This window comes from Streptomyces sp. NPDC058195, assembly GCF_042883525.1.
GTDB lineage: Bacteria > Actinomycetota > Actinomycetes > Streptomycetales > Streptomycetaceae > Streptomyces.
On the sequence record NZ_JBHVVM010000013.1, the window covers coordinates 1 to 13,815 of the forward strand.

The following is a 13,815-nucleotide window of genomic DNA, read 5'->3' on the forward strand; positions in this document are numbered from 1 at the left end:
CCGGTTGGTGGGCGGCCCCCGGGCGCCGGCGCCCGCCCGAGACTCTGCACGGGGCCCCAACCCCGCGGGGGGGGGGCGGTCGGCCCAGCCCCGGCTGCGCGACGGACCGCCGCCCTTTCATGCGGTCGGCCTATCGGCCGACCCGTTCAGTCAGTTCTTCGAGGTACGGGTACGGCGGACCAGCAGGCCCCCGCCGAGCACCATGGCAGCGGCGGCGCCACCGGCCATGCCCAGGTTCTCGTCGGCTCCGGTGTGCGCCAGCTCCGGCGGCGTGTGCGAGTCCGGAGTGTGGTGGACCGGCGGCTTGTGCTGCTCCGGCGGGCAGTCCGGCTTGTGGGGCTTGGGGGGCTCGTGGTGGACCGGCGGCTTGTGGTGCTCCGGCGGGCAGTCCGGCTTGTGGGGCTTCGGCGGCTTGTGCTGCTCCGGCGGGCAGTCGGGCTTGTGGGGCTTGGGGGGCTCGTGGTGGACCGGCGGCTTGTGGTGCTCCGGCGGGCAGTCCGGCTTGTGGGGCTTCGGCGGCTTGTGCGGCTTCGGCGGGTGGTGCGGCGGGTGGACCGGGGGCTTGTGCGGGGGCTCGTGCGGGGGGTGCACCGGGGGCGGGGCCTCGTGGCCGCCGGACACGTTGGCGCAGGTGTTGCCGCCCGCCGGGTTCAGCGCACCGATGACGTTCACGCTGTTGCCGCAGGCGTTGACCGGCACATCCACCGGGACCTGCACCACATTGCCGGAGAGCACACCGGGGGAGCCGACCGCGGCACCTTCCGCGCTCGCCCCCTGGCCCCCGCCGCCGCCATGACCGCCCACGTTCGCGCACTTGTTGCCGAACGCGGGGTTCAGGAGGCCGACCACATCGACGGTGTTGCCGCATACATTGACCGGCACGTGCACCGGCACCTGCACGGTGTTGCCCGAGCCGACGCCGGGCGAACCGACGGCCGTGCCGTCGGCGGCGGCGTCCGCGAACGCGTACCCGCCGGTCATGGCCAGCAGTCCTGACGCTGCTGCCGCGACGAGCACGCTCTTACTCAAGGCTTTGTGCATCGATTGCCCTTCCTGGGACATTCCGTGCGAGACGGGGCTCGCAGTTCGTTCATCAGGCCCGTACAGATGTCGCCGGGAAAGCACCCGGAGGTGCCCGTGGGTGACCCGGCAAGCGGCGCTTCCGGAAAGCGCAGAGACCATGAAGAAACGTTCTCCACGGGAGGGGGTCCTGCTTCCTTCGGTCAAGCGTCCGAAATACGCGCCTGGTACATAGATAACGAGAATAATTTGTTCAGGAAACTCGCAAAGCCGTGGAAATTTTGTGACCACGCGAATGGAGTACCGATGAGCAGCTGGAGTGTTTTTCGTACTGCTGTACGTATGCCGCTGACATTCGGGTGAATCGAGAGAACCAAACGCCAGGTCCCGAGTTGGGCAGGGCGCTCCGGTACGGGGCATCCAGTACGAGAAGGGCTAAACGTGATCAAGAAGGTTCTGGCGACGGGTGCCGTTGCCGCCTCCATCCTCGGTCTGGGCGCGACGCAGGCCATGGCCATCGGCGACGAGAGCGGCACGACTTCGCTCTCCGGCAACGGAGCCTCGCAGGTCTTCGGCAACCAGGAGACCCAGGGCGATGGCAGCCCGCAGTTCAGCCTCGTCCAGGGCAGCCTGAACAAGCCCTGCATCGGCCTGCCGCTCAAGGTCAACGCCGGTTCGCTCATCGGCGCGATCCCGATCGCGGTCCAGGACGTCAACGTTCTGTCCTCGCCGCAGAACCAGCAGTGCACCGAGAACTCCACCCAGGCCAAGGGTGACGAGCCGCTGTCGCACATCCTGGACAGCATCCCGATCCTCTCCGGCAACGGCGCGGGCAACAGCTGATCCGCACCTGATCCAGCCGTAACGACAGGCCCGAGCCGCCGGTTCCTCCTCCGCGCGGTTCGGGCCTGTCGCTGTCACGCGCCGACGTGAACGCATCCGATATTCGGAATACCTTACCCGTGGTATCGGGCGATCGATGTTGCGTCATCCGGGCGATCTTTTGAAGATCTTCTGCTCTACGAGTTTCGCCTACGGTCCTAAATCGTTACGAATGAAAGCGGCGGAGTTACGAGTGATGAGTAGCGCACTCGTGCGGCACGAAAGACGTGGCCGCTTCGGACTCCGTCGAAGAAAGGGAACACAGTGAAGTACACCAAGGTTGCCGCCCTCGCCGCCGGAACCCTGATGGCGGTGGGCTCCGCCGCGCCCGCGTTCGCCGACTCCGGTGCCGCGGGCGGCGCCGCCTACTCCCCGGGCGTGATTTCGGGCAACGTCATCCAGGTTCCGATCCACATCCCGCTCAACCTCTGCGGCAACACGATCGACGTGATCGGTCTGCTCAACCCCACCTTCGGGAACACCTGCGTCAACGCCTGACCTCCCGGCCCCGTCGGCCGGACGTCTGCGACCGAGGAAGGCCCCGGAACGCGCTTCGGCGCGCTCCGGGGCCTTCCCCTTGCCCCGCTTCGCGCCGTGGCCCTTCGAACGGATGGACCCGCGGAAATCACCGCCACGCCCAGTTGCCGTGCCGCGGCCGCATCGTTACCCAGGGTGAAAGCGGCGGAAGGCACGGCCACAGAAGGCCCGTGCGGCGCGGTGCGCGACCGAAACGGATGCCGCTGCAGAAAGGAACCCCAAGATGAAGTACGCGAAGACCGCTGCGTTCGTTGCCGGTTCCGTGGTTGCTCTCGGCACGGCTGCTCCCGCCCTCGCCGTCACCAACGCCACGGCCCCCAACCTCAGCCTCAACGGGGGCATCAACCAGGTGGTGGAGAGCGCCCCGCGGGCCGTGGACCCGGTCGTCGACACGGTCGGCCGGACCGCGGACGCGATGAAGAGGAACGGTACCGTCACCAAGCTGGCCGAGCAGGCCACCGGTGCGGCCAAGGCCGCGGCCCCGCTCCTCGGCGGCCTGCCGATCGGCGGCTGAACCCGGACTCCGGGCTGCTTTTCCGACGATCTCCCGTCGACGCCCCGCCCCTCGTGTTCCTCCGGCGCCCCGACCCCGGCGTACGGCCGGGCAGGGCAGCACCGTTCGAGTGAATCGGCACAACCATCCCCGTTGCCGCGAGTTGATCAGGTCGCTCCGGACAGGCGGGCAACAGAGAAATTCCAGAAGGGCTATTTCATGATCAAGAAGATTATGGCCTCGGCAGCCGTCGCTGCCTCGCTCGTCGGCGTCTCCGCCGCGATCGCCCCGCAGGCCATGGCCGTCGGCAACGAGGGCGGCACCACCTCGCTCAGCGGCAACGACGCCGTGCAGTCGTACGGCAACTCCGCCACCTACGGCAACATGAGCCCGCAGATCGCGCTCATCCAGGGCTCGCTCAACAAGCCCTGCATCGCGCTGCCGGCCAAGGCCAACGTCGGCTCGGTGCTCGGCCTGATCCCGATCTCGGTCCAGGACCTCAACGTCCTGTCCTCGCCGCAGAACCAGCAGTGCACCGAGAACTCCACCCAGGCCAAGGGCGACGAGCCGCTGTCGCACATCCTGGACAACATCCCGGTCCTCTCCGGCAACGGCGTCGCCAACAACTAAGGCTGTCCCGCCCCCACGCTCCTCGCCGGTCGTCCTGTGTCGGCCGGGAGCGTGCACGGGCACATCCCCGCCCGTCCGCACGCAGGACCCGACCCGCCCGTGGGGTCGGCACATCTCCCACGGCCGTTCCCCGGCCGTCCGGATGCGTCGGCCCCATCGGTGTGTCCGGGATACGGCGACCCCCCGAAGGGGCGGGTGGACTGGGCCGGTTGCCGTAGTACCGGCGGACACCGGCCGCTGTAGCGGGTAGGGGCCGGACATGGACCAGTACGACAGTCAGCACCCCCGCGGTCGGCAGTGGCACGCGCAGGACGGCACACCCATCTACGACCGGCTGCTCGCCGAATGGCGGGCGGCCCACGGCAGTCCGGATCCGGTGTCCCCGGCGGACCCCGGCAGACCCCGGGCCCGAATTCCGGCGGCCCGCACCTCCGGTGAGGCCGTCGACGGCTGAGGGGCGGCAGTCGAACTCATGCCGGATCGAACACTTTTGGGTGGTACTGCGGAACCGACGGTTCCGTAGCGGGTTGATCAGTACGTTCCACAACGGGACGCTCCGAAAGGTGAAGCGTGATGAAGAAGATGATGGCCGGCGCGGCAGTGGCCGTGTCCCTGGTCGGCCTGTCCGCCGTCGCGGCCCCCGCGGCCATGGCGATCGGCAATGAGGGAGGCACCACGTCGGCCAGCGGCAACGGCGCCGTCGACGCGTTCGGCAACGCCGCGACCCACGGCGACGGCAGCCCGCAGGCCCAGCTCATTCAGGGCACCCTGAACAAGGTCTGTGTCGGCCTGCCGGCCAAGGTGAACGCCGGATCCCTCATCGGTCTCCTGGTGCCGATCGCGGTTCAGGACGTCAACGTTCTGTCCTCGCCGCAGAACCAGCAGTGCACCGAGAACTCCACCCAGGCCAAGGGCGACGAGCCGCTCTCGCACCTGGTGGAAGGCATCCCGGTGCTCTCGGGCAACGGCGTCGCCAACAACTGACGTGCCACAGGTGCGGGCGGCTCCGGGGTTCTCCCCGAGGCCGCCCGCACCGCCGCACGGCGGGAACAGCACGATCCGGGGCATCGCCCCAGGGCTTCGCGTACGAGGATGCCCACCGCGCCACGGGGGCGGTGGGCATCCGGCGTACCGGGCGGCGGGCCGGGGAGAGCGGTCAGCCCAGGCTGCGGACCGGGAGCACGCAGTGCGCGGCGGTCGTGATGACCTCCGGGTCGGCCGCGAAGAACCGCAGCTGCTCCTCGCTCACCGGGCGGCCCGGCGCCCCCTGCGGCCACGGGCGGGTGGCGAACATCGCGTGCACCTCGCCCCGGGCGGCGGCCGCGGCCAGCCACTCCGGCGGTGCGGGGTACTGGGCCGTGAAGTGAGGCAGCGTCAGCACCGCCTGTCCGGCCTGGACGAGCAGCTTCACCGGGAGGGAGGGCTGCTCCGCGGCGTACACCGGGGCGGATCCGACCGGCAGTCCGGTGCGCTCCAGCGACGCGCGCATGGCGGCCTCCGAGACGGCCGGTCCGTCCGCGCCGTCGCCCAGCGAGTAGATGAGGAGGAAGGCGACATCGCTGCCGTCGGCGGGATGTGCGCCGCTCCACCCGATCAGGGTGATCGTGCCCAACTGGGCCGGGGTGAACGTGCCGGTGGAGGTCTGGGGTGAGGTCATGTCCGGCACCCTAACCGCCATGAACAGGCTGTTGTGCACCCCTATCACCTGATCGAGGGAGATAGGGGTATATCCACGGCGTGGGCGGCTTCGATCGTCTCCGTTTCGGGCCGTGCGTAAATGTGTTGAGCCGACGGACGGCCGCGGGCTATGGTTTGCCTCGTTACCGGACGGCGGGATCGAACACCGCCGTCGGTCCCGTGCGTGAACCAGGAGGTGAGGACTGTGATGACTGTCGCTGCGACGGGCGCTGCCCGCAACCGGATGTGCATCATGCCCACCCCCGTGGTCGCCGGCTGACCTACTCGTAACTCTGCGCGCCCGTGTGCGCGTTGCCGGGACCACCCTTTGAAGGGTCTCCCTTGTCTTCTCCGTTCTCCGTTTCTTCCTCCGCTCTCTCCTCGCAGGCCCCGTCCGCACATCCGCTGGCCCCGTACGGCTGGGACGACGCGTGGGCGGACACCTTCGCGCCGTACGCCGAACAGGGGCTGCTGCCCGGGAGGGTGGTGCGGGTGGACCGCGGGCAGTGTGACGTCGTCACCCCGCACGGCACGCTCCGCGCCGACACCGCCTTCGTCGTCCCGCGCGATCCGATGCGGATCGTCTGCACGGGCGACTGGGTCGCCGTCGACCCCGACGGCGATCCCCAGTTCGTACGGACGCTGTTGCCGCGGCGTACCGCCTTCGTCCGCTCGACGTCCTCGCAGCGCTCCGAGGGCCAGGTGCTCGCCACCAATGTGGACCACATCGTCATCTGTCTCTCGCTCGCCGTCGATTTCGACCTCGGGCGGGTGGAGCGCTTCCTGGCGCTCGCCATGTCCAGCTCCAGCGGTGACGCCCTGCTGCGGGACGACGGCCGGGCCGGGGACGGCGCCGCCGCCGAGCCGGTCGTGGTGCTGACCAAGTCCGATCTCGTACCGGACACCGCGACCCTGGCGTACCTCGTCCAGGACATCGAGGGCATCGCGCCCGGTGTGCAGGTGCTGACCGTCAGCTCCGCCACCGGAGAGGGCATCGACGTCTTCTCCGCCATCGTCTCGGGCGGCACGAGCGTGCTGCTCGGCGCGTCCGGGGCGGGCAAGTCGACGCTGGCCAACACGCTGCTCGGCCGGGACGTGATGGAGGTGCAGGCCGCGCGTGACGTCGACGGCAAGGGGCGGCACACCACCACCACCCGCAACCTGCTCGTCCTGCCCTCCGGCGGGGTGCTGATCGACACTCCCGGGCTGCGCGGGGTCGGGCTCTGGGACGCGGCGTCGGGGGTCGGCCAGGTCTTCTCCGAGATCGAGGAGCTGGCAGGGAGGTGCCGGTTCCACGACTGCGGCCACGAGACCGAGCCCGGCTGCGCGGTGCTCGCCGCGATCGAGGACGGCTCGCTGCACGAGCGCCGCCTCGACAGCTTCCGCAAGCTGATGCGTGAGAACCGGCGCATCGAGGCCAAGACCGACGCGCGGCTGCGCTCGGAGATGCTGCGCGACTGGAAGCGCCGCGGCGCCGAGGGCCGGGCAGGCATGGACGCGAAGCGCGGCCGGCTGCGGTAGCCGTCCCGGTCCGCACGGCCGCGGGTCCGCGTCCGAAATCCGCCGGTGCGGTGCCGGGAGGTGCCGCACACTGGACCGTGTGATGGACGAACGGACCAGGTACGAGGCAGTGAGCAGCCGCGACGCCCGTTTCGACGGCGAGTTCTTCTTCGCCGTCGAAACGACCGGCATCTACTGTCGGCCGAGCTGCCCCGCCGTCACACCCAAGCGGAAGAACGTCCGCTTCTTCCCGACCGCCGCCGCCGCGCAGGGCCACGGCTTCCGGGCCTGCCGCCGCTGCCGCCCGGATGCCGTGCCCGGCTCGGCGGACTGGAACGTCCGGGCCGATGTGGTGGGCCGGGCGGTGCGGATGATCGGCGACGGCGTGGTCGACCGGGAGGGCGTGCCCGGTCTGGCCCAGCGGCTCGGCTACAGCGCGCGGCAGGTCCAGCGGCAGCTCAACGCCGAGCTGGGCGCGGGCCCCGTGGCGCTCGCCCGCGCCCAGCGGGCCCACACCGCCCGGGTGCTGCTCCAGACGACCGGGCTGCCGGTGACCGAGATCGCCTTCGCGGCGGGCTTCGCCAGTGTGCGCCAGTTCAACGACACGGTCCGGCAGATCTACGCCCGGACCCCCAGCGCGCTGCGGGCCGAGGCCGCGACGGGGCTCGGCGCGGCGGTCCGTGAGGCGCGGACCACCGGGATTCCGCTGCGGCTGGCCCACCGGGGACCGTACGCGGCCGGGGAGGTCTTCGACCTGCTGGCCGGTGCGATGGTGGGGCGGATCGAGGAGATGGGCGGGGAACGCGGCGCCCGTACGTACCGGCGCACCCTGCGGCTGCCGTACGGGTCGGGCGTCGTGGCCGTCGACGAGCGGTCCGCCGGGTCCTGGCTGGAAGCCCGGATCCACCTCACGGACCTGCGGGACCTGACGACGGCCGTGCAGCGGCTGCGGCGCCTCTTCGACCTGGACGCCGACCCCTGCGCCGTCGACGAGCGGCTGGCCGCCGATCCACTGCTCGCGGCGGGGGTGGCCGCCCGCCCGGGGCTGCGCTCGCCGGGCACCGCGGACCCGGAGGAGTTCGCGGTGCGGACGCTGGTGGGCGAGGAGGTGGCCGAGCGGCTGGTGGAGACGTACGGGAAGGTCCTGGACGCGCCCTGCGGCGGGCTGACGCATGTGTTTCCCGAGCCGGGCGTGCTGGCCCAGGCCGCCGAGGACCCGCGGCTACGGGCGCTGGCCGCCGCCCTCGCCGACGGGGAGGTGCGGCTGGACGCCGGGGCCGACCGGGAGGAGGCCGAGCGGGCCCTGCTGCGACTGCCCGGGATCACCCCGGCGGACGCGGCGCTCATCCGGATGCGGGCGCTCGGTGACCCCGACGTCGATCCGGAGCACCGGCCGCAGGGGGAGCGTTGGCGGCCCTGGCGCTCGTACGGGGCACGCCACCTGGAGCTGCTGGGGCACGCTCAGCCCCAGATCACCGCGCCCAGCCAGCCGCCCGCCACCAGGAGGCACGCGAACAGCTCGACGAGCACCGAGTAGCCGGTCGCCCGCATCACCGAGCGCACCGACGTCCAGCCCGCGCCCCGGCTGCCCAGCCGCAGCCGCTCCGCCCCGTAGATGGCCCCCACGTACCCGGCGACCGCGCCCACCACCGGCACCACGAAGAAGCCGAGGATCGCCGCGACCCCGCCCAGCAGCAGCGTGCGGCGCGGGGCCCCCGTCTCGCGCGGGCGGCGCGGCGGCAGCAGCGGCTTCAGCGCCTGGTCGAGCAGCAGCACCGCCGTCGCGCCGATGAGCACGCCCCAGGCGAGCGGCGTCGTGTCGGCCAGCGCCCACCACAGCACGGCGGCCCAGACGATCGCCTGGCCCGGCACCCCCGGCACCAGCACGCCCAGCAGACCGAGGAGCATGACCAGGCCGACGGCGACGAGTTGCCACACACTCATCTGCCCAGCGTGCCGGAGTCCGGCCGGTCGCGCCCGTCAGCGCTCCCGCGGGGTGCGGGACACCCAGCCCCGTTCGTACGCGTGCCAGCCCAGCTGCAGCCGGGTCGAGACGCCCGTCAGCTCCATCAGGCCCTTCACCCGCCGCTGCACCGTCCGCAGCCCCAGCTCCAGCTGCTTGGCCACGCTCGCGTCCGTCAGTCCGGCCAGCAGCAGCGAGAGGATCTCCAGATCGGCGGCGTCGGGACCGGTGCCCTCCTCCGCGGGCAGGGCGTTCTCGCCCAGCCTGAGCGGCATGGCCTCGCGCCACACCGCTTCGAAGAGCCCCATCAGCGACTCCAGCAGCCCGGAGGAGTGCACCACCAGGGCGGCGGGCTCCGCACCGCGCCCGGTCAGCGGGACCATGGCGAGGGTGCGGTCGGCGATGACCAGTTTGGTCGGCACCCGGTCGATCACCCGGCACTGCTCGTTCCGGCTCAGCGCCGCCGACAGCTCCATGATCCCGTACGGCGACGAGAGCAGTTCCCGCTCGACCACCACCCGGTAGGAGACCCCGCGCGCCGTGGCCTGCTCCTCGGACTCGTTCTCCATGCCGCTGACCGCGATCGGCTTGCCGGTGACCAGGGCGCACACCTCGCTCGCCGCGCCCAGCTGCAACTGGTGGAAGCGGTGCGTCACCGCGCTCGCGCCCGTGACCACCTCGACGAGGTCGTGGACGGCGGGCGCGGCGGCCTCCGCGCGGTACTCCTCGGCGAGCAGCGCCGCCGCTAGTTCGGCCTGCTCCAGCTGATGGCGCTGCTGGGTCAGCAGTGCCCCGAGCGCCACCCCCGGCGGTGCCGCCACCCAGCGCCCCGGGCGCGCGGAGGACTGGGCGGCCAGCCCGTGCTGCTCCAGTCTGCGCAGGGCGCGTTCGGTGTCCGGCTCGGGAAGCGCCAGCCGGTGCGCGAGATCGGAGACCTCGGCGGCGCCCACCGTCACGAGCGCGCGGTACGCCGACTCCTGTATGTCGTCGAGGCCTATGGCTCCCAGCATCCCCGGATCCTCCCGGACACATTGATTCCGTACCTGGTCACTGTGGTCGGGTGCCCGGTCGTGGCGGAAAGCGGCCACGGCGTAAACCCGCCGTGCACATCATCCCTTTAACGTCCGCCGCTCTGCCAATGTGGCGCCACCGCAGCACCAACAACCGTCGCAAGGCGGCGGTTTGCGCAGGTTGGTTCCGTAATCTAGTGGGGAGAGCGATGCGTCCGATATCGCGTACGGCGCTGGGAGCGGCCACCGCCGCGGTCCTGGCCGTCACCGCGATCGCACCGTCAGCGGCAGCACCGCGGGACGGCGTGACCGACAGGAGACCACTGACCGGCAGCGCCGCCGCCACGGCGAAGAAGGCCGAACCGGTCACCGTGACCCTGGTCACCGGCGACAAGGTGCTGGTCCGCACGGACGGTTCGGGGGCCGCCTCGGCCACCGCGCTGCCGCGCGAGGACGGAACCGTACCGCTGGTGCAGACCCGGCAGTCGGGCAAGGACCTGTACGTCTACCCCGAGTCGGCCGCAGCCGCGCTGGCCGCCGGAACGGTGGACGGGGAACTCTTCAACGTCACCGGCCTCGTCCGGCAGGGCTACGACGACGCGCACACGACGTCGCTGCCGCTGATCGCCGTGTACGGCAAGGGCAGGGCGCGCGCCGCGTCGGCCACCCCGCGCGGCGCGAAGCGCGGACCCGTCCTCGACGTCATCGACGGAGTCGCCCTCAAGGCGGACAAGGCGAAGGCCGCCGACTTCTGGTCGGACGTCACCGGAGCCGGTGCGGGCGACGGCGCCCGCGGCCCCGCCTCCTCCGGGCTGAAGAAGCTGTGGCTCGACCGCAAGGTCCGCGCCAGTCTCGACCAGTCGGCCAAGCAGGTCGGCGCCGACCTCGCCTGGGCCGCCGGATTCGACGGCCGGGGCACCAAGGTCGCCGTCCTCGACACCGGCGTCGACGCCGAACACCCCGACCTCAAGGGCCGGGTCACCGCCTCGGAGAACTTCACCGACTCCAACAGCACCGACGACCGGCAGGGCCACGGCACCCACACCATCTCCACCGTCGGCGGCTCCGGCGCGGCCAGCGGGGGCAGGAAGAAGGGCATCGCCCCCGGCGCCGACCTGCTCGCCGGGAAGGTCCTCAACGACAGCGGCCTCGGCGCCGAGTCGTGGATCATCGCCGGTATGCAGTGGGCCGTCGACCAGAAGGCCGACGTCGTCTCGATGAGCCTCGGCAGTCCGGAACCGACCGACTGCACCGACCCGATGGGCCAGGCCGCCGAGAAGCTGGCGCGGAGCGAGGACACCCTGTTCGTGATCGCGGCCGGAAACTCCGGCCCGACGCTGAACACCGTCTCCTCGCCGGGCTGCGCCCCGGGCGTACTGACCGTCGGCGCCGTCGACCGCGACGACACCACCGCGCGGTTCTCCAGCCGCGGACCCGTCGTCGGCTCGCACACCCTCAAGCCCGAGATCGCCGCCCCCGGCGTCGCCATCTCGGCCGCGGCCGCCGGTGGCCGGGGCCTCTACGCGTACCGGACGATGTCCGGTACGTCGATGGCGGCCCCCCATGTCGCGGGCGCCGCCGCCGTCGTGAAACAGCGTCACCCGGACTGGACCGCCCAGCAGATCAAGGCGGCGCTCGTCTCGTCCGCGAAGAGCGACATCCCCGGGGACGTACGCGAGACCGGCGCCGGACGCCTCGACGTCAAGGCCGCCATCGACACCACCGTCGTAGGTGCCCCCGCCCTCCAGGGCGGCACCTACGCGTGGCCGCAGGACCGGAGCGACCGCACCACCGTCGACGTCCCGTACACCAACTCCGGCACCAAGCCGGTCAGACTGTCGCTGAAGGTCCAGGGCGTCACCGGCAACGACGGCTCGGCCGTCCGCTCCGCCGTCGCCCGGCTCGGCGCGAGCAGCGTCACCGTCCCGGCCGGAGCCACCGTCGAGGTCCCGCTGGCCATCGACCCGTCGGCGCACCTGAAGGCCGCCCAGTACGGCGACGTCACCGGACGGGTGCTCGCCACCGGGCCCGGCGGCGTCACGGTCTCCACCCCGTTCTCGCTGTACGTGGAGGCTGAGACCGTCACCCTGCGGGTCAAGCTCGTCGACCGCGCCGGCCAGTCCGCCGGGGGCTCCTCCTCGCTGGACGTCATCGGCACCGACACCTCCAGCGGTGACCGCCGCTTCAACGACGGCGCCGCCGACCAGGTCTACCGGCTGCGCCCCGGCGCGTACTTCGTGTCCAGTTTCGTCATGACCCCGGACCCGGCGGACCCCACCGGCCGCCTCGACGAGTCGGTCGCCTACCTCGCCCGGCCGCAGCTGAACCTCACCAAGGACACCACCCTGGTCCTGGACGCCCGCAAGGCCCACACCGTCCGGGTGAAGACCGCCGACCACGCCACCGAGATCCGCTCCACGACGCTCGCCTTCGGCCGTACCTGGGACGACGTCTGGCTGCACGCGGGCTCGGTCACCGCCGGTTCCGCCGTCAAGCACTACCTGGCGGACGTCCAGGGCCGGGCGGGCGACGGCGGCTTCGAGTTCGCCAGCTTCTGGCGCGCCTACGCCCCGCAGATCGAGAAGCTCTCGGTCGTCGGCGGCACCGACCTGCACCCGAGGACGGCGAGCACCGGCTCCGTCAACCTCGACGGCACCGGCGAGGCCCCACTCGCCGACGCCGGTACGGGCACCCCCGAGGAGCTGAAGGCCGCGGGCGTCTTGGGGAAGATCGCCCTGATCGACGCGGGCGACGACGCCCTGAACACCCGGGCACGCGATGCCAGGGCCGCCGGCGCCAAGGCCGTCCTCGCCCACCACGCCACCGAGGGCCCCTACAAGCCGTCCGTCGGCTACGGCCGGCCCGACCTGCCGGTGCTCGGCGTCGAGGCCGGCGAGGCCGCCGCGCTGAAGGCCGCCCTGGCGAAGGGCCCGGTCACACTGCGCTGGAAGGCCACCGCGGTCAGCCCGTACGTCTACAGCCTCGCGTTCCCCGAGACCGGTCCGGTCACCTCGGACCGCACCTACACGGTCCGGGACGCCAAGCTCGGCAAGGTCACCGCGAACTACGAGGCGATGGGCGTCGAGGCCGACTACACCGACATGATGATCATCAACCGGCCGTACGGCGCGACGTTCTCCGCCGCCAACGACGTCGTCGCCGCCCCCGGCAAGCGCACCGAGTACTACTCGGCGGGCGACACCGGCTGGGTGCGCTACCTCTCCTCCAGCTTCCCCTGGGGCGAGCTGATGACCGATCAGCCGCGCACCTACAAGGCGGGCTCGGCGCGCACCGAGAACTGGTACCGGGGCATCCCGGTCCCGGCCGCACCGCGCGCCGCCGACGGGAGCCTCCAGCTCGCCGCCGAGCGCCAGGACAACATGATCGGCGCCGCCCCGGGCTTCTGGAGCGACAGCGAGCACGCCGGTCTCCAGGCCTCCTTCGGCGACATGGGCAGCCTGAGCCTGAGCAGCAACGGTGAGGTGATCGGCCAGTCCGGCTGGCCGTCCGGGGCGTTCACCGTCCCGGCCGAGGACGCCGCCTACGAACTCACCCTGCAAACCCGCCGGTTCGGCCAGCCCGCGGCCGCGTGGAAGCGGTCCACCAGCACCGAGACCACCTGGAAGTTCCGCTCGAAGCGCGACGAGAACGCCTACTCGCAGGGCATCCCGCTGCTCTTCCCGGGCTACGCCCTCGACACCGACGGACTCAAGACCCTCGCGGCGAAGGACGGCCAGACCATCGGCCTGAGCGTCAGCGGCCACGCCGGATACACGCCGGGCAGGCTGACCGGCGCCAAGGTCTCGTACTCCTACGACGGCGGGGAGACCTGGACCGGGGCCACCACCGCGCAGCGCGACGGCCGGTGGACCGCGACCGTGAACCACGCGGGCGCGGCGGGCAAGCCGGTCACGCTCAGGACCGAACTGACGGACGCCAACGGCAACTCCGTCCTCCAGACCGTGACCGACGCGTACGCCGTGCGTTGACCGCGCCCTGACCGGGTCCGCCGGGCGTCCTTCCCGTGGGGGGTGGGGACGGCCGGCGGACCCCTGTTCACGGCCGTTTTTCCCGATGTGCCGTTTTCCCGCAGCCCCGGCGGC

13 protein-coding genes are annotated in these 13,815 nt (G+C 71.8%); 9 read left to right on the forward strand and 4 right to left on the reverse strand.

From position 1 onward, the window contains the following. Positions 1–150: 150 nt before the first annotated feature. A complete protein-coding gene (locus tag ACFVWY_RS17765) occupies positions 151–1,041 on the reverse strand; it encodes a chaplin family protein (protein ID WP_389872920.1) in 891 nt (296 codons plus the stop codon). A gap of 420 nt (positions 1,042–1,461) precedes the next feature. Here ACFVWY_RS17765 and ACFVWY_RS17770 point away from each other — a divergent pair, with 420 nt between their 5' ends. The 6 genes from ACFVWY_RS17770 to ACFVWY_RS17795 all read left to right on the forward strand — a co-directional run bounded on the left by ACFVWY_RS17770 (position 1,462) and on the right by ACFVWY_RS17795 (position 4,546). After that, positions 1,462–1,863 (forward strand): rodlin, encoded by a 402-nt coding sequence (locus tag ACFVWY_RS17770; protein ID WP_389872923.1) that lies wholly within the window; start codon positions 1,462–1,464, stop codon positions 1,861–1,863. Positions 1,864–2,166: 303 nt separating this feature from the next. After that, positions 2,167–2,400, forward strand: a complete 234-nt coding sequence (locus tag ACFVWY_RS17775; RefSeq protein WP_389872925.1) for a chaplin — start codon at positions 2,167–2,169, stop codon at positions 2,398–2,400. Positions 2,401–2,662: 262 nt separating this feature from the next. Further along, positions 2,663–2,953 carry a hypothetical protein gene (locus tag ACFVWY_RS17780; protein ID WP_389872928.1) on the forward strand — a complete coding sequence of 97 codons (291 nt, stop codon included), beginning with the start codon at positions 2,663–2,665 and terminating at the stop codon, positions 2,951–2,953. A 198-nt stretch (positions 2,954–3,151) separates the two neighbouring features. Beyond that, positions 3,152–3,562 (forward strand): rodlin, encoded by a 411-nt coding sequence (locus ACFVWY_RS17785; protein ID WP_389872930.1) that lies wholly within the window; start codon positions 3,152–3,154, stop codon positions 3,560–3,562. Positions 3,563–3,821: 259 nt separating this feature from the next. After that, positions 3,822–4,016, forward strand: a complete 195-nt coding sequence (locus tag ACFVWY_RS17790; RefSeq protein ID WP_389872933.1) for a hypothetical protein — start codon at positions 3,822–3,824, stop codon at positions 4,014–4,016. A 119-nt stretch (positions 4,017–4,135) separates the two neighbouring features. Further along, on the forward strand, positions 4,136–4,546 hold the full coding sequence (locus tag ACFVWY_RS17795; protein WP_389872936.1) for a rodlin: 411 nt from the start codon (positions 4,136–4,138) through the stop codon (positions 4,544–4,546). Positions 4,547–4,718: 172 nt separating this feature from the next. Here the strand turns inward: ACFVWY_RS17795 and ACFVWY_RS17800 are convergent, their stop codons facing one another. Beyond that, the gene (locus ACFVWY_RS17800; RefSeq protein WP_389872938.1) at positions 4,719–5,219 is read right to left on the reverse strand and encodes a DUF5949 family protein; all 501 of its coding nucleotides are present in this window, start codon (positions 5,217–5,219) and stop codon (positions 4,719–4,721) included. Positions 5,220–5,581: 362 nt separating this feature from the next. Here ACFVWY_RS17800 and rsgA point away from each other — a divergent pair, with 362 nt between their 5' ends. Together rsgA and ACFVWY_RS17810 are read left to right on the forward strand one after the other, a co-directional pair. Beyond that, positions 5,582–6,760, forward strand: a complete 1,179-nt coding sequence (rsgA, locus tag ACFVWY_RS17805; RefSeq protein ID WP_389872941.1) for a ribosome small subunit-dependent GTPase A — start codon at positions 5,582–5,584, stop codon at positions 6,758–6,760. A gap of 82 nt (positions 6,761–6,842) precedes the next feature. Continuing rightward, a complete protein-coding gene (locus tag ACFVWY_RS17810) occupies positions 6,843–8,276 on the forward strand; it encodes a DNA-3-methyladenine glycosylase 2 family protein (protein WP_389873370.1) in 1,434 nt (477 codons plus the stop codon). On the opposite strand, the gene ACFVWY_RS17815 is transcribed toward ACFVWY_RS17810, so the two are convergent. After that, positions 8,201–8,683, reverse strand: coding sequence for a DUF456 domain-containing protein (locus ACFVWY_RS17815; protein ID WP_389872944.1), 483 nt, complete (start codon positions 8,681–8,683; stop codon positions 8,201–8,203). The two genes, ACFVWY_RS17810 and ACFVWY_RS17815, sit on opposite strands and share 76 nt — an antisense overlap. 36 nt (positions 8,684–8,719) lie before the next feature. Beyond that, positions 8,720–9,712 carry a helix-turn-helix domain-containing protein gene (locus ACFVWY_RS17820; protein WP_389872946.1) on the reverse strand — a complete coding sequence of 331 codons (993 nt, stop codon included), beginning with the start codon at positions 9,710–9,712 and terminating at the stop codon, positions 8,720–8,722. A 209-nt stretch (positions 9,713–9,921) separates the two neighbouring features. On the opposite strand from ACFVWY_RS17820, the gene ACFVWY_RS17825 reads away from it, so the two are divergent. After that, positions 9,922–13,701 (forward strand): S8 family serine peptidase, encoded by a 3,780-nt coding sequence (locus ACFVWY_RS17825; RefSeq protein WP_389872948.1) that lies wholly within the window; start codon positions 9,922–9,924, stop codon positions 13,699–13,701. Positions 13,702–13,815 lie beyond the last annotated feature (114 nt).

What these genes read in the sequence shown, in the direction of transcription:
- ACFVWY_RS17810 (WP_389873370.1), top strand. Translation starts at nt 6,843, where the DNA reads ATGGACGAACGGACCAGGTACGAGGCAGTGAGCAGCCGCGACGCCCGT.
- ACFVWY_RS17785 (WP_389872930.1), top strand. Translation starts at nt 3,152, where the DNA reads ATGATCAAGAAGATTATGGCCTCGGCAGCCGTCGCTGCCTCGCTCGTC.
- ACFVWY_RS17825 (WP_389872948.1), top strand. Translation starts at nt 9,922, where the DNA reads ATGCGTCCGATATCGCGTACGGCGCTGGGAGCGGCCACCGCCGCGGTC.
- ACFVWY_RS17790 (WP_389872933.1), top strand. Translation starts at nt 3,822, where the DNA reads ATGGACCAGTACGACAGTCAGCACCCCCGCGGTCGGCAGTGGCACGCG.
- ACFVWY_RS17800 (WP_389872938.1), bottom strand. Translation starts at nt 5,219, where the DNA reads ATGACCTCACCCCAGACCTCCACCGGCACGTTCACCCCGGCCCAGTTG.
- ACFVWY_RS17815 (WP_389872944.1), bottom strand. Translation starts at nt 8,683, where the DNA reads ATGAGTGTGTGGCAACTCGTCGCCGTCGGCCTGGTCATGCTCCTCGGT.
- ACFVWY_RS17765 (WP_389872920.1), bottom strand. Translation starts at nt 1,041, where the DNA reads ATGCACAAAGCCTTGAGTAAGAGCGTGCTCGTCGCGGCAGCAGCGTCA.
- ACFVWY_RS17795 (WP_389872936.1), top strand. Translation starts at nt 4,136, where the DNA reads ATGAAGAAGATGATGGCCGGCGCGGCAGTGGCCGTGTCCCTGGTCGGC.
- ACFVWY_RS17780 (WP_389872928.1), top strand. Translation starts at nt 2,663, where the DNA reads ATGAAGTACGCGAAGACCGCTGCGTTCGTTGCCGGTTCCGTGGTTGCT.
- ACFVWY_RS17820 (WP_389872946.1), bottom strand. Translation starts at nt 9,712, where the DNA reads ATGCTGGGAGCCATAGGCCTCGACGACATACAGGAGTCGGCGTACCGC.